This window comes from Lysobacter sp. F60174L2 (assembly GCF_052547135.1).
Window position 1 is genome coordinate 130,454 of sequence record NZ_JBQWRA010000005.1, and the last position, 23,177, is coordinate 153,630.

Annotated in this window: 24 protein-coding genes; 14 read left to right on the plus strand and 10 right to left on the minus strand. The window is 68.8% G+C overall.

Annotation, left to right across the window (positions count from 1 at the left end; translation table 11 throughout):
- Positions 1–23: 23 nt before the first annotated feature.
- The 4 genes from ACT9AS_RS13670 to ACT9AS_RS13685 all read left to right on the plus strand — a co-directional run bounded on the left by ACT9AS_RS13670 (position 24) and on the right by ACT9AS_RS13685 (position 5,007).
- Positions 24–1,592: an efflux RND transporter periplasmic adaptor subunit gene (locus tag ACT9AS_RS13670; protein ID WP_445100708.1), complete on the plus strand. Its 1,569-nt coding sequence runs from the start codon at positions 24–26 to the stop codon at positions 1,590–1,592.
- Positions 1,589–2,317, plus strand: coding sequence for an ATP-binding cassette domain-containing protein (locus tag ACT9AS_RS13675; RefSeq protein ID WP_445100709.1), 729 nt, complete (start codon positions 1,589–1,591; stop codon positions 2,315–2,317). The genes ACT9AS_RS13670 and ACT9AS_RS13675 overlap by 4 nt, the downstream gene beginning before the upstream one ends.
- Complete coding sequence (locus ACT9AS_RS13680) at positions 2,314–3,549, plus strand: ABC transporter permease (protein WP_445100710.1); 1,236 nt, start codon at positions 2,314–2,316, stop codon at positions 3,547–3,549. Before ACT9AS_RS13675 ends, ACT9AS_RS13680 begins: the two co-directional genes overlap by 4 nt.
- A 501-nt stretch (positions 3,550–4,050) precedes the next feature.
- Entirely contained in the window at positions 4,051–5,007 is a 957-nt protein-coding gene (locus ACT9AS_RS13685) for an isoaspartyl peptidase/L-asparaginase (protein WP_445100711.1), read from the plus strand.
- A gap of 6 nt (positions 5,008–5,013) precedes the next feature.
- Here ACT9AS_RS13685 and ACT9AS_RS13690 read toward each other — a convergent pair whose 3' ends face one another.
- Positions 5,014–5,496 (minus strand): VOC family protein, encoded by a 483-nt coding sequence (locus ACT9AS_RS13690; RefSeq protein WP_445100712.1) that lies wholly within the window; start codon positions 5,494–5,496, stop codon positions 5,014–5,016.
- Positions 5,497–5,729: 233 nt separating this feature from the next.
- On the opposite strand from ACT9AS_RS13690, the gene ACT9AS_RS13695 reads away from it, so the two are divergent.
- The 8 genes from ACT9AS_RS13695 (at position 5,730) to ACT9AS_RS13730 (ending at position 11,333) form a co-directional block, all read left to right on the plus strand.
- Positions 5,730–6,110, plus strand: a complete 381-nt coding sequence (locus ACT9AS_RS13695; RefSeq protein ID WP_445100713.1) for a diacylglycerol kinase — start codon at positions 5,730–5,732, stop codon at positions 6,108–6,110.
- 36 nt (positions 6,111–6,146) lie between these two features.
- Complete coding sequence (locus ACT9AS_RS13700) at positions 6,147–6,866, plus strand: TerC family protein (protein ID WP_445100714.1); 720 nt, start codon at positions 6,147–6,149, stop codon at positions 6,864–6,866.
- A gap of 108 nt (positions 6,867–6,974) precedes the next feature.
- Positions 6,975–7,601, plus strand: coding sequence for a LemA family protein (locus tag ACT9AS_RS13705; RefSeq protein WP_445100715.1), 627 nt, complete (start codon positions 6,975–6,977; stop codon positions 7,599–7,601).
- Positions 7,602–7,660: 59 nt separating this feature from the next.
- The gene (locus ACT9AS_RS13710; RefSeq protein ID WP_445100777.1) at positions 7,661–8,551 is read left to right on the plus strand and encodes a TPM domain-containing protein; all 891 of its coding nucleotides are present in this window, start codon (positions 7,661–7,663) and stop codon (positions 8,549–8,551) included.
- Positions 8,552–8,561: 10 nt separating this feature from the next.
- Positions 8,562–9,050, plus strand: a complete 489-nt coding sequence (locus ACT9AS_RS13715) for a TPM domain-containing protein (RefSeq protein WP_445100716.1) — start codon at positions 8,562–8,564, stop codon at positions 9,048–9,050.
- Positions 9,051–9,120: 70 nt separating this feature from the next.
- Positions 9,121–9,990, plus strand: a complete 870-nt coding sequence (gene lgt / locus ACT9AS_RS13720) for a prolipoprotein diacylglyceryl transferase (protein WP_445100717.1) — start codon at positions 9,121–9,123, stop codon at positions 9,988–9,990.
- Positions 9,991–10,003: 13 nt separating this feature from the next.
- Positions 10,004–10,798, plus strand: a complete 795-nt coding sequence (locus tag ACT9AS_RS13725) for a thymidylate synthase (protein ID WP_445100718.1) — start codon at positions 10,004–10,006, stop codon at positions 10,796–10,798.
- Between the two features lie 19 nt (positions 10,799–10,817).
- Complete coding sequence (locus ACT9AS_RS13730) at positions 10,818–11,333, plus strand: dihydrofolate reductase (protein WP_445100719.1); 516 nt, start codon at positions 10,818–10,820, stop codon at positions 11,331–11,333.
- Between the two features lie 123 nt (positions 11,334–11,456).
- On the opposite strand, the gene ACT9AS_RS13735 is transcribed toward ACT9AS_RS13730, so the two are convergent.
- The 9 genes from ACT9AS_RS13735 to ACT9AS_RS13775 form a co-directional block, all read right to left on the minus strand.
- Positions 11,457–12,317 carry a symmetrical bis(5'-nucleosyl)-tetraphosphatase gene (locus ACT9AS_RS13735; protein WP_445100720.1) on the minus strand — a complete coding sequence of 287 codons (861 nt, stop codon included), beginning with the start codon at positions 12,315–12,317 and terminating at the stop codon, positions 11,457–11,459.
- A gap of 13 nt (positions 12,318–12,330) precedes the next feature.
- The gene (gene apaG / locus ACT9AS_RS13740) at positions 12,331–12,714 is read right to left on the minus strand and encodes a Co2+/Mg2+ efflux protein ApaG (protein ID WP_445100721.1); all 384 of its coding nucleotides are present in this window, start codon (positions 12,712–12,714) and stop codon (positions 12,331–12,333) included.
- A gap of 66 nt (positions 12,715–12,780) precedes the next feature.
- Positions 12,781–13,647, minus strand: a complete 867-nt coding sequence (gene rsmA, locus ACT9AS_RS13745; protein WP_445100722.1) for a 16S rRNA (adenine(1518)-N(6)/adenine(1519)-N(6))-dimethyltransferase RsmA — start codon at positions 13,645–13,647, stop codon at positions 12,781–12,783.
- A complete protein-coding gene (gene pdxA / locus ACT9AS_RS13750; RefSeq protein ID WP_445100723.1) occupies positions 13,644–14,621 on the minus strand; it encodes a 4-hydroxythreonine-4-phosphate dehydrogenase PdxA in 978 nt (325 codons plus the stop codon). The genes rsmA and pdxA overlap by 4 nt, the downstream gene beginning before the upstream one ends.
- A complete protein-coding gene (locus ACT9AS_RS13755; protein WP_445100724.1) occupies positions 14,622–15,965 on the minus strand; it encodes a peptidylprolyl isomerase in 1,344 nt (447 codons plus the stop codon). It lies immediately after the preceding gene.
- Complete coding sequence (lptD, locus tag ACT9AS_RS13760) at positions 15,962–18,328, minus strand: LPS assembly protein LptD (RefSeq protein ID WP_445100725.1); 2,367 nt, start codon at positions 18,326–18,328, stop codon at positions 15,962–15,964. Before lptD ends, ACT9AS_RS13755 begins: the two co-directional genes overlap by 4 nt.
- A 149-nt stretch (positions 18,329–18,477) precedes the next feature.
- A complete protein-coding gene (locus ACT9AS_RS13765) occupies positions 18,478–19,431 on the minus strand; it encodes a histone deacetylase family protein (RefSeq protein WP_445100726.1) in 954 nt (317 codons plus the stop codon).
- A 2-nt stretch (positions 19,432–19,433) separates the two neighbouring features.
- Positions 19,434–19,988 carry a cob(I)yrinic acid a,c-diamide adenosyltransferase gene (locus ACT9AS_RS13770; RefSeq protein ID WP_445100727.1) on the minus strand — a complete coding sequence of 185 codons (555 nt, stop codon included), beginning with the start codon at positions 19,986–19,988 and terminating at the stop codon, positions 19,434–19,436.
- 15 nt (positions 19,989–20,003) lie between these two features.
- Positions 20,004–20,579 carry a DUF6580 family putative transport protein gene (locus ACT9AS_RS13775; RefSeq protein ID WP_445100728.1) on the minus strand — a complete coding sequence of 192 codons (576 nt, stop codon included), beginning with the start codon at positions 20,577–20,579 and terminating at the stop codon, positions 20,004–20,006.
- 43 nt (positions 20,580–20,622) lie between these two features.
- Between ACT9AS_RS13775 and ubiH the strand changes: the two genes are divergently transcribed.
- Both ubiH and ACT9AS_RS13785 read left to right on the plus strand, forming a co-directional pair.
- Complete coding sequence (gene ubiH / locus ACT9AS_RS13780; RefSeq protein WP_445100729.1) at positions 20,623–21,921, plus strand: 2-octaprenyl-6-methoxyphenyl hydroxylase; 1,299 nt, start codon at positions 20,623–20,625, stop codon at positions 21,919–21,921.
- A complete protein-coding gene (locus tag ACT9AS_RS13785; RefSeq protein ID WP_445100730.1) occupies positions 21,918–23,168 on the plus strand; it encodes an FAD-dependent oxidoreductase in 1,251 nt (416 codons plus the stop codon). The genes ubiH and ACT9AS_RS13785 overlap by 4 nt, the downstream gene beginning before the upstream one ends.
- The last annotated feature ends 9 nt before the right edge of the window (positions 23,169–23,177 follow it).

Sequence of the window (23,177 nt, forward strand, 5' to 3'; positions counted from 1 at the left end):
GGCGTTCCTGCGTGGGCGCTGCCATGCCTGTCAACCGTGGGCGCGCGGGCGCGTTGGCGATGCTGTTCCCACGACTCGACGACCCGATGACAACTCCCCGCAGCCCCGTACCCAAGCCCGCGCGTGCCAACTGGTGGCGTCGCGGCATCGTCGCGGGGGCGGTGGTCGCCGCCGTCGCCATCGCGGTTTACCTGTGGCAGGGGCACGGCGCGTCGGCCGGGAGCGGCTACCGCACCGCCACGGTCGAACGCGGCGACATCCGGGTGACGATTTCCGCGACCGGCACCCTGGCCGCCATTTCCACGGTGGATGTCGGCAGCCAGATCTCAGGCCAGGTCACCGAGGTGCTGGCCGACTTCAACGACCGGGTGACCAAGGGCCAGGTCCTCGCCCGGATCGATCCGAGCACGTTCGATGCGCAGATCGCCCAGGGCGATGCCGCGGTCAACGCCGCCCGTGCCAACCTCGCCACGGCCCGGGCCAGCCTGCGCAATGCCGAGGCCGACTACACCCGCAAGGCCGAGCTGGGCCGCGACCAGCTGGTGGCCGCCAGCGATGTCGACCTCGCCCGTGCGGCGCGCGACCAGGCCCGCGCCCAGGTCAACGCGGCACAGGCGCAGATCGTCCAGCAACGTGCCTCGACCCAGACCGCCCGGCTCAACCTCGGCCGCGCCGTGATCCGCTCGCCGGTCGACGGCGTGGTGCTGACGCGTACCGTCGAGCCCGGTCAGACCGTGGCGGCGAGCCTGCAATCGCCGGTGCTGTTCCAGATCGCCGAGGACCTGTCGCAGATGGAGATCGTGCTGGCGATCGACGAGGCCGACATCGGCCAGGTCGCGGCCGGGCAGACGGTGTCGTTCAGCGTCGATGCGTTCCCCGACCGCCAGTTCCGCGGCAGCGTGCAGCAGGTGCGGCTGTCGGCGACCAACACCAACAACGTCATCACCTATCCGGTGGTGGTGGCGGTCGACAACAGCGACCAGATCCTGCTGCCCGGCATGACCGCGAGCGCCGAGATCGAGGTCAGCCGCCGCGACGACGTGTTGCGCGTGCCCAATGCCGCGCTGCGCTACAAGCCGGCGGAGGGCGAGGCCGCCGGACCGGCCCCGGCCCCGGGCGCTGCCGGCGTGGCCGCCGAGTTGCCGGGTATCGCCGCCTCGCTCGGGCTCGACGCTGCGCAGCAGGCCGCGTTCGATACCGCGCTGGAGGCGATGCGGCAGCGTCGCGCCGCACGTGCCGCGCCTGCGGCGGCTGCCCCTCCCAATGGCGGTGGCTCGATGTTCGGCGGGCCGCGTGGCGGCAGCCCGCGCGCGGCGGATGGCGGTGGCACGCGGCAACGGATGCAGGAGCGCTTCCGGCAGCAGTTCGCGGCATTCCGCGACACGCTGTCCGACGCCCAGCAGGCCGACTGGGATCGTGAGCTCGCGGCGCTGGCCGCCGCGCGCCGGGTAACGCTGTACCGTCTCGTCGACGGCGAGGTCGAGGCGGTCACGGTCCGGGTCGGCGCCAGCGATGGCAGCTGGACCGCGGTGTCGGGTCCGCTGGCCGATGGCGAGACGGTCGTCGTCGGCGTCGAGCGCCCGGTCGAATGAGCGCGCGGCCGGCGGTGATCGAGACCCATGGCCTCGGCAAGGTCTATTCGCCAAGTACCCAGGCCGAGGTGGTCGCGCTCCATGGCGTCGACCTGCGCATCGAACGCGGCGAGTTCGTCGCGATCATGGGGCCGTCGGGCTCGGGCAAGTCGACCCTGATGAACCTGGTCGGTTGCCTCGACACGCCAAGCCATGGTCGTTACCTGTGCGACGGCACCGACGTGGCGACCCTCGACGCGGAGGTGCTGGCGGTGCTCCGTCGCGACAAGATCGGCTTCGTGTTCCAGGGCTTCAACCTGCTGCCGCGCATGAGTGCGCTGGAGAACGTGGCGATGCCGATGGGTTACGCCAACGTGCCGCATGCCGAGCGCATGGAACGTGCTCATGCGGCGCTGGCTGCGGTCGGGCTGGCCAGTCGCGAATCGCATCGGCCCAGCGAGCTGTCGGGCGGCCAGCAACAACGCGTCGCGATCGCGCGTTCGCTGATCAACCGGCCGCCGATCCTGCTGGCCGACGAGCCGACCGGGGCGCTCGACAGCCGCACCGGCGAGGAGATCCTCGCGCTGTTCAAGCAGTTGCAGGCCGACGGCCACACCGTCGTGCTGATCACCCACGACCCGGAGGTCGCGGCGCACGCCGACCGCGGCTTCGTCATGCACGACGGCGAGTTGCACGATGCCACTTCGCCGTTCGCGCAGGCGCATTTCCCGGGGATCGCGCGATGAACTTCCTGGAAGTCCTGCGCACCGCGATCTTCGCCCTGCGCGGCAACTGGCTGCGCAGCGGGCTGACCTCGCTGGGCGTGATCATCGGCATCGCCGCGGTGATCGTGATGGTCTCGGTCGGGCAGGGCACGCAGTCGGAAATCGACAAGCTGGTCTCCGGACTCGGCTCGAACCGCCTCGACATCAGTCCCAACTCTCGACGCGGCGCCGGTGGCGTGCGCATGAGCGCGAGCAGTTTCTACACGATCGACGAGGACGATGTCGACGCGATCCGCGAGCAGATCCCGGAAGTGCAGTACGTCGCCGGTTCGATGCGCGGCAGTTCCCAGGTGGTGTTCGCCGAGAACAACTGGTCGGCCGACTGGGAAGGCATCCAGCCGGACTACTTCGAGCTGGAGAACTGGCGGCTGGCTTCCGGCGCGGGTTTCGACGCGCGTGACTACAACGGTGGCGGCAAGTCGGTGATCCTTGGCGAGACGGTGCGGCGCGAGCTGTTTGGCGACGAGGATCCGGTCGGCCAGAGCGTGCGCATCGGGCGGGTGCCGTTCACCGTGGTCGGTACGCTGGAGCCGAAGGGGCAGGGCGGCTTCGGCCAGGACCAGGACGACGTGATGCTGGTGCCGCTGGAGACGGCGCGGCGCCGGCTGATGGGCTCGATGGGGTTGCCGCCGGGCGCGGTGCGGCAGATAGCGGTCGGGGTCGCACGGGCCGACGACCTGGGCTATGTGCAGGGGCAGATCGAGTCGCTGCTGCGGCAGCGCCACGATATCCAGCCGGGCGCGGAGGACGATTTCCGGGTGCGCAACATCGCCGAGATCGTGGCGACGCGGACGCAGACGACGCGGTTGATGTCGTTGCTGCTGGGTGCGGTCGCGACGATCTCGTTGATCGTCGGCGGCATCGGGATCATGAACATCATGCTGGTGTCGGTGACCGAGCGGATCCGCGAGATCGGCCTGCGGATGGCGGTCGGGGCGGGGCCGTCGGACATCCGCCGGCAGTTCCTGGCGGAGGCGATGCTGATTTCGCTGATCGGCGGGGCGCTCGGCATCGGGATCGGGATCGTCGGGGCGCTGCTGGTGGGGCGGTTCGGTGCGTTGCCGGTGGTGTTGAACGGGCAGGTGGTGGGGTTGGCTGCGGGGTTCTCGATCGCCACGGGGTTGTTCTTCGGTTACTACCCGGCGCGCAAGGCGTCGCTGCTGGATCCGATCGAGGCGTTGCGGCAGCAGTAGGTTGGGTGGCAGCGGAGGTGGAGCGAAGGCGGAAGCGGGGCTTCGGGCGGTAGCGCCGCCCTGCCGGGGTATTGTCTCCGCCCCTCCGTCGGGCCATCCATGGCCCGAGTCGGGGACGTGCGCCATCCATGGCGCACTCTCCGCAATACCCCGGCAGGACGTCGCGCCGCAGCGTGGGGGCTGTGGCTTCGTGTGGCACTGCATTGTCGAGATGGTTGCGGCGAAAGCGGCTTTCCTCCGTTGTAGGAGCGACGTAAGTCGCGACGCTCTGAACCCATGGGATGGTGAGGCATTCGCGACTTACGTCGCTCCTACAATGGGTGCTTTTTCAGGGGCGTGTGGGTGCAAACCGTCCAGACATCTCCGCTGCGACAGAACCTCCAAAACCACCCCCGGCATCCGCGTTATCCTCGCGGCATCACTCGTCATCGCGCACCCGCCATGCACAAGCCCGCGTTCCCGGCCTTTCTTGCGTCCACCCTTCTGCTCGCGCTCTCCACCATGACCGCCCACGCACAAGTCCCGTCCGTTCCATCGCAGGCCGAGTCGAAGACCGCGCTGGTCATCCACGGCGGTGCCGGCTACGTGCCGCGTGATGCCGAGGCGGAGCGGGCCGCGCGCGCGGACCTCGGGCGTGCGCTGGATGCCGGCAACGCGGTCCTGTCCGCCGGTGGCACGGCGCTCGACGCGGTGCAGGCCGCGATCGTGGTGCTGGAGGAGTCGCCGCGCTTCAACGCGGGCAAGGGCGCGGTGTTCAACGCGCGCGGCGGCCATGAACTCGACGCCTCGATCATGGAAGGCCATACCCGTCGCGCCGGGGCGGTTGCCGGGGTCACCACGGTGCGTAGCCCGATCACACTGGCGCGGACGGTGATGGAGCACTCGCCGCACGTGATGCTGGCCGGTGAGGGCGCGGAGGCGTTCGCCGATTCGCGGCCGGAGATCGAACGCGTTCCCAATGACTGGTTCGATACCGACCACCGCCGCAAGGCGCTCGAGAAGGCCCAGCGGCAAGCCGCCGCTGGCGATGAGAATCCCGGGCAGTACTTCGGCACGGTCGGTGCAGTCGCGCTGGACAAGCACGGCCATATCGCCGCGGCCACCAGCACCGGCGGCATGACCAACAAGAAGTGGGGCCGGATCGGCGACTCGCCGGTGATCGGCGCCGGCACCTGGGCCAACGACAACTGCGGCGTGTCGGGCACCGGCTGGGGCGAGTTCTACATCCGCAACGCGGTCGCCCACGACATCTGCGCCCGCGTGGCCTACCGCGGCGATTCGCTCGCGGAGGCGGCGGAGGAAGTGGTCAACCGGATCGTGCCCGCCGCCGGCGGCGATGGCGGTGCGATCGCGCTCGATCGCGAGGGCAACATCGCGATGCCGTTCAACACCGGCACCATGTACCGGGCGTGGATCAGGCCCGACGGCAGCCGCGGCGTCGCGATCTTCGAGGAGTAGCCGGGGCTACTGGCCCTGTTGTTCCGTCCACGCGGCCATGCGCTTTTCCATTTCCTCCGGCGGCACGTCCTCGACGTGGGTCGCCAGCGCCCACTTGTGCCCGAACGGGTCGATCACCGAGCCCATGCGGTCGCCCCAGAACTCGTCCCTGATCGGCTTGTCGGCCTTCGCACCGGCATCCAGCGCCCGCTGGTAGGCGCGATCGACGTCGTCGCCGTAGACCATGAAGCTGACCGTGGTCCCGCCGCGTGCGTTGGGACCGAGCGCCTGCATGTCGGGCCACTCGTCCGACAGCATCAGGTTGCAGTCGCCGATGCGGATCTCGGCATGGCCGATGCGGTCGCGGCCGTCGGCGTCCTTCATGGGCAGGCGGTAGAGTTCCTGCGCGCCGAATGCGCGCTGGTAGAAATCGATCGCCGCGGCGGCATCCTCGACGATCAGGTAGGGGGTGACGCTGTGGTAGCCGTCGGGGATGGGGGGTACGGCCATGGGCATGTTCTCCGGGAGCGGCTCTGGACGCGCCAGCGTGTCGCGGAACCTGCTAACTGGACGCGAAGGTTGCGTTAGCGCCTCGCTGGACCGGCGGCGGGATGGCCCTTGTGGCAAAATTGTCCGTCGGGCGGCCATTGGCCCGTCGCCCGGCCCGCCCAGCCAAGAATCCTCGATGACGATCCCGCGCAACGCTGCCGATCCCATGCCGATCCACGGACGCCTCCGCTGAGATGGCCGACGAGATCGGTAACCTGCCGCGCCGCCCGGGCCGCATATTGCTGGCGGCCAAATGGTCGATACAGGGCCTGGTCGCCGCCTGGCGGCACGAGTCCTCGTTCCGCCTCGAGGCCTATCTGTTCGTGCTGCTCGCGCCGCTGGCCTGCTGGCTTGGCCAGACCCCGGTGGAGCGCGTGCTGCTGATCGGCTCGATGCTGCTGGTGCTGAGCATCGAACTGCTCAACTCGGCGATCGAGGCGGTGATCGAACGCTATGGCGCCGAGTTCCACGAACTGGCCGGCCGGGCCAAGGACATGGGCTCGGCCGCCGTGTTCGTGCTGATGATCAACGTAGTGCTGACGTGGGGGCTCATCCTCCATGGCCAGCTGGACTGAACACAAAACCGGGAAACGACTGTGATTGAAATGCTGATGGATCCGGAAGTCTGGATCACCCTGATCACCCTGAGCGCGATCGAGATCGTGCTGGGCATCGACAACCTGGTGTTCATCTCCATCGCGGTCAGCAAGCTGCCGGTCGAGACGCGCGAGCGGGCCCGAAAGTTCGGCATCGCGGTCGCCTGCCTCAGCCGGATCGGCCTGCTGCTGACCCTGGCCTGGCTGGCCGGGCTGACCAACGACCTGTTCACGCTGTTCGGGCAGGGCATCTCGGTGCGCGACCTGGTGCTGATCCTGGGCGGCGCGTTCCTGCTGGTGAAGGGTGGCATGGAAATCCGCGACGGCATCGTCGGCGAGGCGGAGTCCGAGGACATCCACACCAAGCCGGTGACGTCGTTCGCGATGGTGATCGCGCAGATCGCGGTGATCGACATCGTGTTCTCGCTCGACTCGGTGATCGCCGCGGTCGGCATGGCCAACCAGACCTGGATCATGGTCTGCGCGATCCTGCTGGCGGTCGCGGTGATGCTGATGGCGGCCACCCCGCTGGGCAAGTTCATCGAACGCAACCCGACCATCAAGATGCTGGCGCTGGCCTTCATCGTGCTGATCGGCGCCTACCTCGTCGCCGACGGTTTCGGGCTGCACATCCCGAAGGGCTACATCTACGGCGCAATGGGTTTCTCGGCGCTGGTCGAGTGCCTGAACCTGTGGGCCAAGCGCCGCCAGTTGCGGCGCGTCACCGGCGACTGACGCGGGCGCGGGTTCGGTAGCGGCCGCGTGTGGCTTCACGCAGCCGCTATTGCGCGGCCCTGCGGGCGGTGGTGCAATGCCGGCCAACGTCAGGCAAGGAGTCGCGCCATGCGCATGTTGCTCGTGCTGCTGTTGTCGGTACTGCTGAGCGGTTGCGGCTACAACACCATCCAGCAGAAGGACGAGGCCGTCACCGCGGCGTGGTCGCAGGTGCTCAACGTCTACAAGCGCCGGGCCGACCTGGTACCGAACCTGGTGGCGACGGTCCGGGGCTATGCGTCCCATGAGCAGCAGGTCCTGACCGAGGTCACCGAGGCGCGCTCGCGGGTTGGCAGCATCAACGTCAATGCCGACGACCCGGCGTCGCTGCAGCAGTTCCAGCAGGCCCAGGGGCAGTTGCAGAGCGCGATCGGCCGCCTGCTGCTGGTCAGCGAGAACTACCCCGACCTCAAGGCCAACCAGAACTTCCTGCAGCTGCAGGCGCAACTGGAAGGCACCGAGAACCGGATCACGGTCGAGCGCCAGCGCTACATCGAGTCCGTGCAGGACTACAACACCTACATCCGCAAGTTCCCGACCAACCTGACGGCGATGGTGTTCGGCTACGACCCGAAGCCCAACTTCACGGTCGAGAACGAGGCGCAGATCCAGCAGCCGCCGCAGGTCGATTTCGGTGCGCCGGCGACGGCTCCGCAGCCGCCTGCACCGCAGCAACCCGCGCCTTCCAACGGGTGAGTGGTTCACGACCTGGTGCAGTGATCCCCGTGCGACGCGGCCACGCGCCGGGTTGGCCGATGCGGCTCGCGGTGTTGCTGGTGCTGTCGCTGTCCACCCTGCTGGCGACCGCGCAGCAGCTGGCGCCGATTCCGCCGCTGGACTCCCCGGTGGTCGACGTCACCGGCACCCTGGATGCGGCCACGCGCCAGCGACTGGAAGCGCAGGCATTGGCGCTGCAGCAACGCAAGGGCAGCCAGTTGCAGGTGCTGGTGGTGCCGACGACCCAGCCGGAAGACATCGCCCAGTACGCCGTGCGGGTCTATGACCAGTGGCGGCTGGGGCGGGAGAAGGTCGACGACGGTCTGTTGCTGGTGGTCGCCAAGGACGACCGGCGGGTCCGGATCGAGGTCGGTTACGGGCTGGAGGGCGCGATTCCGGATGCGACCTCGATGCGGGTGATCCAGGAATACATGGTGCCGCGGTTCCGTGCCGGCGATTACGCGGGCGGGATCAGCGAAGCCACCGCGGCGCTGGTCAAGCTGGTCGACGGCGAGCCGTTGCCGCCTCCGATGGCCAGTCCTCGAAAGAAGTCCGATGGCGGCGGTAGCGGCTGGCTGTTCGCGGTGTTCGCGGCCTTCATCGTCGCCCAGGTCGCGCGCGGGATCCTCGGGCGCGCGCCGCGCGCGGTGCGAAGTATCGGTGCGGGACTGGCCGCGGGCGGGGTGGCGTGGCTGCTGTCTTCGCTGCTGCTGGTCGGTGGCATCGGCGGCCTGGTTGGCCTGCTGTACGGCCTCGCCAGCGGCTCCGGTGGCCGCTTCGCACGCGATGGTGGCTGGGGCGGATTTGGCGGCATGGGCGGCGGTGGCTGGGGCGGCGGCGGCTTCGGAGGAGGCGGTGGTGGTTTCGGCGGCGGCTGGTCCGGCGGCGGTGGCATGAGCGGGGGCGGTGGCGCCTCCGGCAGCTGGTGAGGATGGCTTGATGCGCATACTCAGACACCTGTTCGCTCCCTCGGCCCGGCGCATGTTCCCGGAAGCGCGCCTGCAGCGGATCACCGATGCGATCAAGGCTGGCGAGCTGCGCCACCGTGGCGAGATCTGTTTCGCGGTCGAGGCTGCGCTGCCGGCATCGGCGGTACTTGCCGGCCGCCAGGCGCGCGACCGCGCCGGCGAGGTTTTCAGCCGGTTGCGGGTCTGGGACACCGAGGCCAACAACGGCGTGCTGCTGTACCTGCTGCTGGCCGACCACCGGATCGAAATCATCGCCGACCGGGGTTTCCGCGACCGGGTCAGCGCCGAACAATGGCGCGGTGTGTGCAAGCTGATCGAGGAGCGGCTGCGCGCGGGTGACTCCGGGTCCGCGGTGGTCGACGGTATCGAGGCCCTGTCGACGCTGGTGGCCGAACACTTTCCGCGTGGCCCGGATGACGTCGACCACAACGAGTTGCCGGATCTGCCCCACGTTTTATGACCGCCGCGCCGGGCAAGCCTGCGATGGCTCGGGCACAATGGTCTTTGCCCCGTAGGAAGCCGCGCGCTCCATGATCATCCTGCACCAGATCGACCCGATCGCCTTCGGCCTCGGCCCGCTGCAAGTCCACTGGTACGGGATCATGTACCTGCTCGGGTTCGGCCTGGCCTGGTGGCTCGGCCGGCGCCGAATCCGCGCCGGCCGCCTGCCCGGTGTCGACGAGCAGGCCTTCGGCGACCTGTTGTTCTACGGCATGCTCGGCGTCGTCCTCGGTGGGCGGATCGGCTACGTGCTGTTCTACGGGTTCGAGGACCTGTTGCGCGATCCGCTGATGCTGTTCCGCATCTGGGAAGGCGGCATGAGCTTCCACGGTGGCCTGCTGGGCGTGATGGCGGCGACCCTGTGGTGGGCGCGCAAGCACCGCCTGCATTTCTTCGACGTGGCCGATTTCGTCGCGCCGCTGGTGCCGCCCGGACTGGGGTTCGGGCGGATCGGCAACTACATCGGCGGCGAGTTGTGGGGCAAGTTCACCGATGGTGGCTGGGGCGTGGTGTTCCCGCGGGCTGCCGAGTTCGCCGGTTGGAGCAACGAGCAATTGCAGGCGCAGTTCGCCGCCGGTGTGCTCGACCGCTTCGCCCGCCATCCGTCGCAGCTTTACCAGGCCGCGCTGGAAGGACTGGCGATGTTCTGCATCCTGTGGTGGTACTCCAGCAAGCCGCGTCCGCGTTATGCCATCGCCGGGCTGTTCGCGCTGCTGTACGGCACCTTCCGGTTCCTGGTCGAGTTCGTCCGCATGCCGGACGCGCAGCTTGGCTACCTCGCGTTCGGCTGGCTGACCATGGGCCAGGTGCTGAGCCTGCCGCTGGTCGCGATCGGCCTGTTCTGGTTGTGGCTGTCGCACCGCTCGCCGACGCTGCGACTGCAACCTCCCGAACAGTGAAGCCGGAGCTGTCATGAAGCAATACCTCGACCTGTTGCGCCACGTGCTCGAACACGGCAGCGAGAAATCCGACCGCACCGGCACCGGCACCCGCTCGGTGTTCGGCTGGCAGATGCGCTTCGACCTCAACGAAGGCTTCCCGCTGGTCACCACCAAGAAGCTGCACCTGCGTTCGATCGTGCACGAGTTGCTGTGGTTCCTGCGCGGCGAGACCAACGTCGCCTACCTCAAGGACCACAAGGTCAGCATCTGGGACGAGTGGGCCGACGAGGCCGGCGAGCTGGGGCCGGTGTACGGCAAGCAGTGGCGCCGCTGGGCGGGCGCGGATGGCATCGAGATCGACCAGATCAAGTGGGTGGTCGAGGAGATCAGGCGAAACCCGGATTCGCGCCGGCTGATCGTCTCGGCGTGGAACGTCGCCGACCTGCCGCACATGGCGCTGATGCCGTGCCACACGCTGTTCCAGTTCTACGTGGTCGACGGCAGGCTCAGCTGCCAGCTGTACCAGCGCAGCGGCGATATCTTCCTCGGGGTGCCGTTCAACATCGCCAGCTATGCGCTGCTGACCCACATGGTCGCGCAGGCCTGCGGGCTCGGCGTGGGCGACTTCGTGCACACGCTGGGCGACGCGCACCTGTATTCGAACCATTACGGGCAGGCCCGCGAGCAGCTGTCGCGCGAGCCACGCGCACTGCCGACATTGAAGCTCGACCCCGCGGTGACCGACATCTTCGGCTTCGGTTTCGACGATATCGCGATCGAAGGGTACGACCCGCACCCGGCGATCAAGGCGCCGGTCGCGGTATGACGCGACGGTCGGCAGGCGGATGAGCGACCTGGTGCTGATCGCGGCGCTCGATCGCAACCGCGCGATCGGCCGCGCCAACGCATTGCCGTGGCGCCTGCCGGACGACCTCAAGCGCTTCAAGGCACTGACCCTGGGCAAGCCGGTGCTGATGGGGCGCAAGACCGCCGAATCACTCGGCCGGGCGCTGCCGGGGCGACGCAACCTGGTGTTGACGCGATCGGGCGAAGTGCCGTTCGAGGGCATGCAGGCGGTTGCATCGATCGACGACGCGCTTGCGATCGCGCGCGACGATGGGGCGGAGGAGCTGTGCGTGATCGGCGGCGGCGAGGTCTACGCGTTGTGCCTGGCGCAGGCGACGCGCATGCACCTGACCCATGTCGATACCGCGGTCGAAGGGGGAGATGCGTTTTTCCCGGTGTTCGATGTGGCGAGCTGGGAGGTGGTCGCGCGGGAAGTGCACGCGGCCGATGCGAAGCATGCCTGTGCGTTCGAGTTCGTCGATTACCGCAGGGTCGCCGCGGCACAGCTCCTGTAGGAGCGACGTAAGTCGCGATGGGCAACCGTGAGGCGGCGGAAGCTCCTATCGCGACTTACGTCGCTCCTACATGTACATGGGTGATACCCGGAGCGACGGGGCAGTTCGCCGATGACCCGACCCTCAACGCCGCGAGCGGTGGCGCGACTTCGGCGGGTTCGCCGGCACGTCACGGCCGGGCACCTGGACCACGCGCAACTCGTCGGTGTCGAGCTGCAAGGCGGTCAGCTTGCCGCCCCAAACCGCCCCCGTATCGATGGCGTGCACGCCGTGGCCGATGAACAGCCCCAGTGCCGACCAGTGACCGCATACCACCCGGAGACCCCGTTCGGCGCGACCGGGCACGGCGTACCAAGGATACAGCCCCGGCGGCTGGGTGCCGGGCACGCCCTTGTCCTCGTACGAGATCCGCCCGCGCGGCGAGCAGTAGCGCAGGCGGGTGAGGATGTTGATGATCGCGCGCTGGCGGTCCAGCCCGGCCAGGCGCGGGTTCCACACCGGGCCGTCGCCGTACATGTTCTTGAGCAGGCGGCCGTACTGGTCGCCCTGCAGGCGCTCCTCGATCTCGCGGCCGTGCTTCTCGGCCAGTTGCGCAGTCCATTTTGGCGCCAGGCCGGCGTGCACCATCATCCAGCCGAGGTTGCGATCGACGTGCACCAGCTTCTGCCTGCGCAGCCACTCGAGCAGGACCGGCCCGTCCTCGGCGAAGACGATCCGCTGCAGGTCGGGATTGACCTTGCGCTGCTCCTCCTCGCGGCGCTGGCCGACCGCGAGCAGCGACAGGTCGTGGTTGCCGAGCACGACGGTGGCGTGGTCGCGCAATGAATGCACCAGCCGCAGCGTCTCCAGCGACTGCCCGCCGCGATTGACCAGGTCGCCGCAGAACCACAGGCGGTCGCGCGCGGGGTCGAACGCGATCTTCTCCAGCAACCGCTGGGTGACGTCGTAACAGCCCTGCAGGTCGCCAATCGCCCAGACGCTCATGCCGGCATCGCCATCAGTGCAGGGTGCGTGGCACGGTCAGGGTGAACGGCGCGATCGGCGCGTCGAAGCCGGTGCCGTCGTCGGCCAGCATCGCGTAGCTGCCTTCCATCGTGCCCAGGTCGGTCTCGAGCACGGCGCCGGAGGTGTACTCGAAGCCTTCGCCCGGTTGCAGCCACGGCTGCTCGCCGACCACGCCTTCGCCCTGGACTTCCTGCACCTTGCCGTTGGCGTCGGTGATCACCCAGTGGCGCGACAGCAGGCGTGCGCCGACGGTGCCGCGGTTGCGGATCTGGATCGTGTAGGCGAACACGTACCGGTCCTGCGCGGGCTCGGACTGGTCATCGAGGTAGCGGGTGGCGACATCGATGTCGACCGCATATTCAGTGGAGCGTTCCATGCCGGCTAGTGTATGACGTAGGCGGGTGAAGCGCGCATCGTGATGCGCGATGCAACCGGCACGCGCCTAGCGCGGCAACGAGTTGGACAGGCGTATGAAGTCGACGACGTCGAGTTGCTCGGCGCGCGCGTCCGGGCGGATGCCCGCGGCTTCGATCGCGGCGGCATCGCAGACCTGCGACAACGCGTTGCGCAGGGTCTTGCGACGCTGGCCGAACGCGTCGCGCACGACCCGCTCGAACTGCGCGCGATCCTCGATGCCGATGCGGTCCGGCGCATGCGGCACCAGCCGCACCACCGCCGAGTCGACTTTCGGCGCCGGCCGGAATGCACCCGGTGGCACGGTGAACAGCGGCGTCACCGTGCAGTAGGCCTGCAGCATCACGCTGAGCCGCCCGTAGACCTTGCTGCCCGGCCCGGAGGCCATGCGCTCGACGACTTCCTTCTGCAGCATGAAGGTCATGTCGGAGATCGCATCGGCGTGTTCGAGCGCGTGGAACAGGATCGGCGATGACAGGTTGTAGGGAAGGTTGCCGACCAGGCGGATCTGCCTGGAGGTAGCTGGCGCACCGTCGCGGTCGTGGCCGTCATCGGCGGCAAGCGCGCCGAAGTCGACCTTGAGCACGTCGCGATGGATCACCGTCAGCGTGCCGTGCGCGCGCGCGGCTTCGGTCAACGGGAAGATCAGGTCGCGGTCGAACTCGATCACGGTCAACTCGCCGTGGCGATCGAGCAGCGGAAAGGTGATCGCGCCCTGGCCCGGGCCGATCTCGACCAGCCGGTCGCCGGGCCTCGGATTCACCGCCTGCACGATCCTGTCGATGATCGTGCGCTCGTGCAGGAAGTTCTGGCCGAGGTGCTTCTTGGCCTGTGCCGCGAAACCGTCGGAGTTCGTCCCGCGTGTCGCGCTGGAATACCGGTTCTTCGATGTCATGCGATGGCCCTCGTCCTGGCGATGCGTGCGCAGGTTTCGGCGGCGGCGATCAGGCTGGACGGGTCGGCCCGGCCGGTCCCGGCGAGATCGAGCGCGGTGCCATGGTCGACCGCGACGCGCGGATAGGGCAGGCCGAGGGTGAGGTTGACCGCCTGCTCGAAGCCGCTGAACTTGAGCACCGGCAGGCCCTGGTCGTGGTACATCGCCAGCACCGCATCGAACCCGCGCAACCGGGCCGGCAGGAATGCGGTGTCGGCCGGCAGGGGGCCGACCAGTTCCAGGCCCTCGGCACGCAACGCGTCGACGACCGGTTCGATCACCTCGATTTCCTCGTGGCCGAGATGGCCGGCCTCGCCCGCGTGCGGATTCAGCCCGAGCACCGCGATGACCGGGTCGGCAATGCCGAAGTCGATGCGGAGCGAAGCGTGCACGATCCGCAACGTGCGCGAAAGCGACTCGACGCCAATCGCGTCGGCGACCGCGCGCAGCGGAAGGTGGGTGGTCGCCAGGGCGACGCGCAGGGTCGGCGTCGCCAGCATCATCACGACCTCGCGGCCGGCCTGCGCCGCGAGCAGTTCCGTGGTGCCGCTGTAGGCGATGCCGCCCTCGTTGATGGCCGCCTTGTTTACCGGTCCGGTGACGATGCCGTCGAAATCGCCCGCCAGGCAGCCGGCGGCGCCCCGGTGCAGCGCGTCGATCACCGCCTGCGCGTTGCGCGGATCCGGCTGGCCGAACCGGCCGGGCACGGCGTTGGGAATCTCGACCAGGGCCAGCTCACCCGGCGCCACACCGCCATCGCGTGCATCGACCAGTTGCAGGGGCAGGCCCAGCAGGTCGGCCGCCGCCAGCAGCGTGGCGCGGTCGGCGAATGCGGTCAGCGAATAATCGCGGGGCTGCTGGGCGAGCCGTACGCAAAGCTCCGGCCCGACGCCGGCCGGTTCACCCGGGACCAGCGCGAGCCGGGGCGGGGCCACTCAGCCGCCGGTCGCCGGTGCGGGCGTCGGCTCGGTGGTGGGCACCGCGTCGGGCTCGGCCTGGTTGCGGAACTCGACGAAGGCCTCGCCGCGCATCTCGCGCAGGAAGCGGTTCCACTGGTCCTCCAGCTTGCGCCGGCCAATGGTCTCGCGTGCCTGCGCACGCTGGTTGTCGTCGCCGACGTCGGCCTCGCGGGTCGCGGTGCGCTTGACGATGTGCCAGCCGGCCTGGGTGCGGAACGGCGCGGACACGCCGCCATCGGCGAGGGCCGCGACCTGGCTGCCGAAATCGGGCCCGAAATCGTTCTGGCTGAACCAGCCCAGGTCGCCGCCGGCGGCCTGCGAGCTCGGGTCTTCCGACGATTCGCGGGCAAGCTCGGCGAAGTCGGCGCCGCCCACGATGCGGGCATGCAAGGTATCGATCCTGGCCTTGGCCTCTGCCACGCTGGTGTCGTCGTCGACCCGGATGAGGATGTGGCTGGCCTGGAACTGGGTCACCATGCTCGGGCCCGCCTGCGAGGCGTCACGGGCTTCCACCAGTTGCAGCAGCTGGAAGCCGCTGGGGCCGCGGATCGGGGCGGTGACCTGGCCGGCGGACATCTGGTTGACCAGTTCGGCGAACGCGGCGGGGATCTCGTTGGCGGCACGCCAGCCGAGGTCGCCGCCTTCCAGCGCGTTGGGGCTGTCGGAATAGCGCACGGCCGCGGCCGCGAAGTTCATCTCGCCACGATCGAGCAGTCCCTTGATGCCTTCGATCTTGGACTGCGCGGTGGCGATCTGCTCGGGGGTGGCCCCCTCGGGCAGCGCGACCAGGATGTGGGCGAGGTGGAACTGCTGGCCGCTGGCCTGCTGCGAGGCGAGCGCGGCTTCGACCTCGGCATCGCTGACCGAAATCTGGCTCTGGGCGAAACGCTGGCGCAGGCGTTGCACCAGCAGCTCGTCGCGGATCGAGTCGCGGAACTGGTTGAACGAGCTTCCGTCGGCGGTGAGTTGCGCCCGCAGCTGGTCGACGCTGGCCTGGTTCTGCGCGGCGATCGCGCCGATGGCCTGGTCGATCTCCTGGTCGGTGACGCGCACGCCGGTGGCTTCGGCCCGCGCGACCTGCAACTTGAGCAGCACCAGGCGCTCGCCGACCTGCCGTTCCAGCACGTCCGGTGGCGGCAGCTGTTCGGTGCGCCCGGCGTACTGGGCGCGGATGTTGCCGACCGCACGGTCGAGTTCGCTCTGGAGGATCACGTCCTCGTCGACCACCACGGCAATGCCGTCGATGGGCTGCAACTGCTGCGCCAGCGCAGGCGAAGCCAGCAGCGCGGTGGCAAGGACACACGCGAAAAATTTCTTCATGGGATCGGATCGATGGAGTTGTCGAAGTTGCCGGCGTTCACCGAAGAAGGCGGCAAGAGATAGAGATCGTCACGATCGTAACCGAGGATAGCACGGCTCAGTATTTCCTCGGATTTCTGGCCGGCCGAACCCAGGCCCTTCAGCTCGAACTCGAGCCGCAGCGAATCGTCCAGGTCGCCGTCGCGGTCGCGGATGTAGCGCCGCGCGACCAGTCGCACGGCCATGCAGCAGCTTTCCCACTGCACGCCGGCGATCGATTCGAGCAGTTTGGCATCGATGCCCCGCCGGTCGTCGCCCAGCGAATAGTAGTAGCGCCCAACCACGCTCCAGTTGGACGTGATCGGATAAAGGAACGACAGGTCGACCTGCTCGGTCAGGTTGCGTCGGTAACGGTAGCCGAGGTTGATGACGCCTGTGTCACCGATCAGGTAGCTGGTAGTAAGGCTTGCCAGGTCCTGGCGGCGAAAATTGGGGTCCCACTGGTAGGCTGCATTTATGGTCCAGCGGTCGTTCGGAGAGACCCCGAGATTGGCGACCCATGCGGACTTGCCCTGTTCGATCGGCGCACTGGAACCGGCGGTTACCCGGCTGTCCTCGAAGTACTGGATCTGGCCAACGCTGGCGGACAGCAGTTCGCGCCCGTTCTCCTGGCTGATGAGGCGGGTGGTAACCGCGGTGGTCAACTGGTTGGCGTCGACCTGGCGATCACCTCCGGTGAAACGGTTGTCGCGGAACAACTGCCCCCAACTGAACGTCATGGCCCGGGTGTCGAACAGTGGCAGGCCGCTCTGGTCCTCATAGGGAACGTTGAGGTAGAAGATCCGGGGTTCAAGCGTATGCAGGTAGGACTCGCCGCGGAAGTTGAACTGGCGGTCGAAGAACAGTCCTGCGTCAAATGAAGCGATCGGCAGGCTGCGGGTGGGAGACCCATCGCCGTCATTGGCGGCGGCAAGCTTGTCATCGAGGTCGTAGGCGGTGTAGCGCCAGGCCAGTTTCGGGGTCATGAACCAGCCGGACCCCTCCAGCGGCATGCTGACGAAAGGTTTGATGTCGAGACGACTGCCTTCATTGCGGATGTCGTGGCTGAATCGTACGGCTTCAGCATTGAGGCCCGCTTCAAGCCATCGGCTGACCGGCTGGTCCCAGTTTAGAGTTGCCCTGGGAAGCCGGTCATAGGCCACGCTGCTTTCGGGCAGGGTGTAATCCGCCAACTGGTTGTGGGTTACGGTCAGGCTGGAGTCCCAGTACCGCCCACGGCCGTACAGGCCGGCGGAACTCACCAGATGGTAGGCGGATTGTCCGTAAAGACTGTTGCTGAAGTCTTCCAGGTAATGGGTGTCGCTGACCCAGGCGAGATTTGCCCGCGCCGCCCAGTGTTGACTGACGTTATGCAAGCCGTTGAAACGCAGGCTGCCGCGATTCCTGGTGGGAATTGTCGGATCGTCGGAGTAGCGTCCCGGCTCTTTTTCGGGGAGTTTGTCCTTCGGCATCCACTCGCCGTAGAACTCGCCACGACCTCTGGAATACAACCAGCGGAACTCGCCACCCAACTGCACGCCGCGCTGGGTCATGACGCGCGGATAGAGCGTCGCGTCGTAGTTGGGCGCAAGGTTCAGGTAGACCGGTTGCAGCCAGTCGAGGCCGTTGCGGCCGGAGAGCTTGATCTTCGGATACAGCAGGCCGGTGCGTCGACGGTCGTCGATCGGGAACATCAGCCATGGCACGTACAGCACCGGCACCTTGCCGATCCGCACGGTCGCCTTGTGGGCGACGCCGAGCCCTTCGGCGGTATCGATGTCGATGCGCTTGGCGCGCAGTTCCCAGGCGCGTTGCGACGGGGGGCAGGTCGAGTAGGTCGAGCCGACCAGGGCGCCCTGGTCGCCTTGCAGTTCGATCCGCTCGGCGCCGCCGTTGCCGCGGCGCTGGATCAGCTGGTAACGCAGATCCTCGATGGTGTGCCTGTCGGCTTCCTGGTCGCCGTGGGCGCGTTCGGCGAGGATCCGCATGCCGGCGTCCTGGTAGCGAACGCTGCCCTCGGCGACGTAGGTGCCGTCGTCGCTGCTGTAGGTCAGCTTGTCGGTACCGAGGAACTGGTCGCCGCGGGTGAGTTCCACGTTGCCCTGGAAAACCGTGCTGTCGGCCTCGCTGGCATTCAGCGCATCACCGGCGATGTCGGTGGGCTGGTCGGCGCGGTCCTCGGTGGTGCTGCCAGGCGCGGCGTCGGGGACGGGGGCATCCTCGAACGCGGGCACGGCGTCCTCGATCGGGCACAACCCCCAGTTCTCGGAATCCTCGTCGGCATGGGCCGGTAAAGCCAGCGCGATGCACAGCGACAATGGAAGCAGGCGGAAGCTGGGGCGCACGCGGCCATCCGATGGGCGGAAACGGCCGCTAGCTTGCCGCATCCCCGGGGTGGCGGCAATTCGATCCATGGGTCAGGCGCCCAAGCATTCATGTTTGCGCGCATGCGATGAAGGGACGGGTGGCGACCGGCCGTGCACCGCCCGGCGAGTCAGCCCAGCAGCGCCTCGACGTGGGCGACGCTGCTTTCACGCAAGGCATCGAGGTCATAACCGCCCTCGAGCATGGAGACGACCCGGCCTTGCGCGTGACGTTCGGCGATGGCGACCAGTTCGGTGGTGAGCCAGCGGTAATCGTCGGCGTCGAGTTCCAGTTGCGCCAGCGGGTCCAGCCGGTGGCCATCGAAGCCAGCCGAAACCAGCAGCAACTGCGGCCGGAACCCCTGCAATGCCGGCAGCAACCGCTCACGCCAGGCGCTCCGGAATCCGTCGCTGCCGGTACCGGCAGCGAGCGGCTGGTTGAGGACGTTGCCGACGCCACGCTCCTCGACACCGCCGCTGGCCGGGTACAACGGCGACTGGTGGGACGAGAGGTACATCACCCGCGGGTCGGCCTGGAAGATCGCCTGGGTGCCGTTGCCGTGGTGGACATCGAAGTCGACCACCGCGACCCGTTGCAGTCGATGGGCATCGCAGGCATGGGCGGCGGCGATGGCGATGTTGTTGAACAGGCAGAAGCCCATCGCGGTGGTGGCGGTGGCGTGGTGGCCGGGCGGGCGCACCGCGCAGAACGCCCGGCGGGGCGCGTTGCTCATTACCGCATCCACCGCGGCGATGCCGGCGCCGGCGGCGCGCAATGCGGCCTCGGCCGAGCCGTGGCCCAGCAGCGTGTCCGGGTCGAGCGCCAGTGACGTGGCACCGGGCGCGACTTCCGTGTCCAGCACCCGTGCGAGCAGGGCGTCGTCATGCACCCGCGACAACTGGCTGCGGCTGGCGCGCGGCGCGTCCAGCCAGTCGGGGTCGGGGACGGCCGCGGAGATCGCATCGATAACGGCCTGCAGGCGGGCCGGGCGTTCGGGGTGGGAGGCGCCGGGGTCGTGTCCGAGACAGGCGCGATGGGTGTAGAGGCGAAGGCGATCCGGGCGTTGCCCGTCGCGCGTTTTCACGTTCAGGCCTTGCGGCGGTCGTGGTTCCACAGCACTTCGCCGTGGCCGCTGGCGCGTGCGAGCACCCGCGACAGCACGAACAGCAGGTCCGACAGGCGGTTGAGGTAACGCACCGCCTGCGGCCGGACGGTTTCCAGTCGTGCCAGCGCAACGGTTTCGCGCTCGGCGCGGCGGACCACCGTGCGGGCGATGTGGCAGCGTGCGCCGGCCTCGCCACCGCCGGGCAGGATGAAGTCCTTCAGTGGTGGCAGAGCTTCGTTGAAGGCGTCGAGGTGCTGTTCGAGCCGGTCGATATCGGCATCGTCGATCGCCGCATGGCCGGGGATGCACAGCTCGCCGCCCAGATCGAACAACTGGTGCTGGATCGCCACCAGCACGGTGCGGATATCGTCGGGCAGCTCGCTGGCCAGGATCAGGCCGATCGTCGAGTTCGCCTCGTCGATGGTGCCGTAGGCGGTGACGCGGGCGGAATCCTTGGCGACGCGGCTGCCGTCGCCCAGCCCGGTGCTGCCGTCGTCACCGGTGCGGGTGTAGATCTTCGAGAGCCGGTTGCCCACGCCCGCCGCCGTCCGTCAGGCCGTTTGCGCGCGCAGCGCCGGCCATTGCGAGCGCAGCGCGGCGAAGCCACCGAACAGGATCGCCGAATAGAACAGCGTGCCCAGCACCGACCACTGGAAGAACGGGATGCCGGCCGCATAGGCCGCCATCAGGCCGGCGGCGTTCTTCGGGTACATCGGGTCGCCCAGCCATGCACCGAAGTTGGTGACCAGGAAAAACAGCACCGAGCCGGCCAGCGAATAGCCCAGTACCCGGGCGCCGCCGACCTTGCCGCGCATGCCGAAGCCCATCGCCGTGGTCAGCACGATGCAGCCGTAGACCAGCCAGATGCCGGTGCCACCGAACCAGCTGGCGTACAGGCCGCCGTTGATCGAGGCCAGCGCCAAGTCGGACAGGAACAGCCCCGCCAGCGGCACGATCAGCGCCCAGCTGCGATTGGCGAAATAGGCGCCACCGAACAGCGCGATCGCCGCGACCGGCGAGAAGTTCGGCGGGTGCGGCAGCACCCGGGTCATCGCGGCAAGCACGATCAGGCCGGCCAGGAGCAGCGGGCCGGCGGCGAAAAGGGTGGAGGCAGCAGGACGGTTCATCGTGACTCGGATACGGGCCGACAGGAGCCGTTAGCATAGCGCAATGGCTGACTTGGCTTCCCCGCAAAAATCCGCCGACCAACCCGCTCCGCTGCACGACGTGCTGATCGTCGGCGGCGGCCTGGTCGGCGCCAGCCTGGCGATCGCGCTCGACCGCATCGGCGTCGATGTCGGCCTGGTCGAGGCCGCGGCGCCGGGCGCGTTGCCCGCAGTGTTCGACGAACGCAACCTCAGCTTCGCCGAAGCCACCGTCAACGCACTCACCGCGTTGGGAGTGATGCAGAAGCTGCGCGCGCCCGGCGGCGCGATCGAGCGCATCCACGTCAGCCGGCGCGGTGACTTCGGGCGCGGCCTGCTGCGGGCGTCCGACCATGGCCGCGCGGAGTTCGGCCGGGTGGTGGTCGCGCGTGATTTCGGCGAGGCGCTGGAGTCGCGGCTGGCCGGGTTGCGCGGATTGACCCGCTATCGGCCGGTGCGCTTCCTCGGGCTTGTCGACGCGGACGGCGAATCCGCTACCTCGGGTGTCCGGGCGATCCGGGTGGCCGACGACGCCGGCGAACGGGTGTTGCGCGCGCGATTGCTGGTCGGCGCCGACGGCACCCGCAGTGGCGTGCGCGAATCGCTGGGTATCGATACCGATGTGCACGACTACCACCAGACCCTGTTCGTGACCCGGCTTCGCGCCGAGCGCGGCCCCGATGGCACCGCCTACGAACGGCTCGGGGAACATGGCCCGACGGCGTTGCTGCCACGCGGTGACCGCCACTACGGACTGGTCCATGCGGTTGCGCGCGACGAGGCCTATGCGGTCGCCAGCCTCGACGAAGCCGGGTTCCTCCAGCATGCCCAGGCCGCGTTTGGCTGGCGGGTCGGGCGCTTCCTTGCATGCGGCGCGCGTTCCGCCTACCCGGCGACCCGCGTGCTGGCGCAACGGACCACCGCCGCGCGCGCGGTGCTGGTCGGCAATGCCGTGCAGACGATCCACCCGATCGGCGCGCAAGGGTTCAACCTGGGCCTGCGCGATGCGCTGACCTTGGCCGAGCTGATCGGCCAGGCGCGCGAGCGCACGGCCGATGCCGACTGCGGCGATGCAGCGCTGCTTGAGCGCTACGTTACGCGGCGTGGCGGGGATCGCGAGCGCACCCTGCGGTTCTCCGACGGGCTCGCGCGGCTCAGCGCCAATCCGGCCGGGCTGCTGCGGCCGCTGCGCAGCCTGGGCCTGTTCGCGCTGGACCGGTTGCCGTCGGTGCAGGCGGGACTGGTCGGCGGCGCACTGGGCTACCGCGGCGACGTGCCGGCGCTGTGCCGCACGCCCGCCGACGATGCCGGAGCGCGTGCATGAGCCGTCGCGACCTGCTCGACGTGGTCGTGGTCGGCGCCGGTGTGGTCGGTGCCGCCGCGGCGCTGGGGTTCGCCCGGGATGGCCTGCGGGTCGCGCTGGTCGAGAGTCGCGAGCCGCCGCCCTGGCGCGTCGATGCGCCGGACCTGCGCGTCTACGCGTTCGCGCCGGACAATGCCGCGCTGCTCGATGAACTCGGCGTCTGGGATGCGGTGCGTCGGGCGCGGGTCCAGCCTTACCGCTCGATGCGGGTCTGGGACGCCGCCGGTGGCGACGAGCTGGTGTTCGACGCCGACCGGCTCGCCCGGCGCGAACTCGGCTGGATCGTCGAACACGGGCTGCTGGTGGATCGCCTGTGGTCGGCGCTGCCTGCCGCCGGGGTCCATCTGCATTGCCCGGCCCGGGTGGTCGGACTCGAGCAGGACGATGACAGCGCCACGCTGGAAGTCGAATCCGTGGCGGCTCCCGCCCGGGCCGCCTCCACCGATCCGTCCGATACCGCTGGATCGATGGCGCGCCGCTACCTGCGTGCGCGGCTGGTGGTCGCGGCCGACGGCGCCGATTCACAACTGCGTGAACTGGCCGGGGTCGAGACCGTCCGCCACGACTACCACCAGCGCGGACTGGTCGCGTTCATCGGGCACGAGGCACCCCACCAGTCGACCTGCTGGCAGCGCTTCCTGCCGGGTGGCCCGCTGGCTTTCCTGCCATTTCCCGATGACGCGCACGGGCCGCGAAGCTCGATCGTGTGGTCGTTGCCCGAAGACGAGGCGACGCGCCTGCTCGCGGTCGATGACGCGGCGTTCCTGGTCGAACTGGAGCGGGCCTTCGATGGGCCGCTGGGACCCGTGCGGAGCGTGTCGAAACGGGCCGCGTTCCCACTACGCCGGCAACTGGCGGGTTCACAGCTCGCGGGCCGCGTCGCGATCGTCGGGGATGCCGCCCACGTGGTGCATCCGCTGGCCGGCCAGGGCGTCAACCTCGGCCTCCGCGACGTCGCGACGTTGCGGGAGCGGTTGGCCGACGTGATCCGCCGCGATGGCGACGTGGGCCGGCCCGAGCCCCTGCGGCGCTGGGCGCGCCGGTGCCGCAGCGACAACGCGCTGGCGGCCCACGCGTTCGAAGGGATCAATCGCCTGTTTTCGAACGATGCGCTGGTGCCGACCCTGGTCCGAGGACCGTTGCTGGGCCTGGCCGGCCGGTTGCCGCCACTCACGCAGGCGCTGTGGCGACGCGCGGCCGGACTTTAACGTTCCGAC

Coding starts and splice junctions, on each gene's coding strand:
- ACT9AS_RS13685 (WP_445100711.1), top strand. CDS start 4,051: ATGACCGCCCACGCACAAGTCCCGTCCGTTCCATCGCAGGCCGAGTCG.
- ACT9AS_RS13690 (WP_445100712.1), bottom strand. CDS start 5,496: ATGGCCGTACCCCCCATCCCCGACGGCTACCACAGCGTCACCCCCTAC.
- ACT9AS_RS13680 (WP_445100710.1), top strand. CDS start 2,314: ATGAACTTCCTGGAAGTCCTGCGCACCGCGATCTTCGCCCTGCGCGGC.
- ACT9AS_RS13755 (WP_445100724.1), bottom strand. CDS start 15,965: ATGAAGAAATTTTTCGCGTGTGTCCTTGCCACCGCGCTGCTGGCTTCG.
- ACT9AS_RS13695 (WP_445100713.1), top strand. CDS start 5,730: ATGGCCGACGAGATCGGTAACCTGCCGCGCCGCCCGGGCCGCATATTG.
- ACT9AS_RS13675 (WP_445100709.1), top strand. CDS start 1,589: ATGAGCGCGCGGCCGGCGGTGATCGAGACCCATGGCCTCGGCAAGGTC.
- rsmA (WP_445100722.1), bottom strand. CDS start 13,647: ATGACATCGAAGAACCGGTATTCCAGCGCGACACGCGGGACGAACTCC.
- ACT9AS_RS13715 (WP_445100716.1), top strand. CDS start 8,562: ATGCGCATACTCAGACACCTGTTCGCTCCCTCGGCCCGGCGCATGTTC.
- ACT9AS_RS13785 (WP_445100730.1), top strand. CDS start 21,918: ATGAGCCGTCGCGACCTGCTCGACGTGGTCGTGGTCGGCGCCGGTGTG.
- ACT9AS_RS13710 (WP_445100777.1), top strand. CDS start 7,661: ATGCGGCTCGCGGTGTTGCTGGTGCTGTCGCTGTCCACCCTGCTGGCG.
- ubiH (WP_445100729.1), top strand. CDS start 20,623: ATGGCTGACTTGGCTTCCCCGCAAAAATCCGCCGACCAACCCGCTCCG.
- ACT9AS_RS13705 (WP_445100715.1), top strand. CDS start 6,975: ATGCGCATGTTGCTCGTGCTGCTGTTGTCGGTACTGCTGAGCGGTTGC.
- ACT9AS_RS13725 (WP_445100718.1), top strand. CDS start 10,004: ATGAAGCAATACCTCGACCTGTTGCGCCACGTGCTCGAACACGGCAGC.
- ACT9AS_RS13670 (WP_445100708.1), top strand. CDS start 24: ATGCCTGTCAACCGTGGGCGCGCGGGCGCGTTGGCGATGCTGTTCCCA.
- apaG (WP_445100721.1), bottom strand. CDS start 12,714: ATGGAACGCTCCACTGAATATGCGGTCGACATCGATGTCGCCACCCGC.
- ACT9AS_RS13735 (WP_445100720.1), bottom strand. CDS start 12,317: ATGAGCGTCTGGGCGATTGGCGACCTGCAGGGCTGTTACGACGTCACC.
- ACT9AS_RS13730 (WP_445100719.1), top strand. CDS start 10,818: ATGAGCGACCTGGTGCTGATCGCGGCGCTCGATCGCAACCGCGCGATC.
- ACT9AS_RS13775 (WP_445100728.1), bottom strand. CDS start 20,579: ATGAACCGTCCTGCTGCCTCCACCCTTTTCGCCGCCGGCCCGCTGCTC.
- ACT9AS_RS13700 (WP_445100714.1), top strand. CDS start 6,147: ATGGATCCGGAAGTCTGGATCACCCTGATCACCCTGAGCGCGATCGAG.
- lgt (WP_445100717.1), top strand. CDS start 9,121: ATGATCATCCTGCACCAGATCGACCCGATCGCCTTCGGCCTCGGCCCG.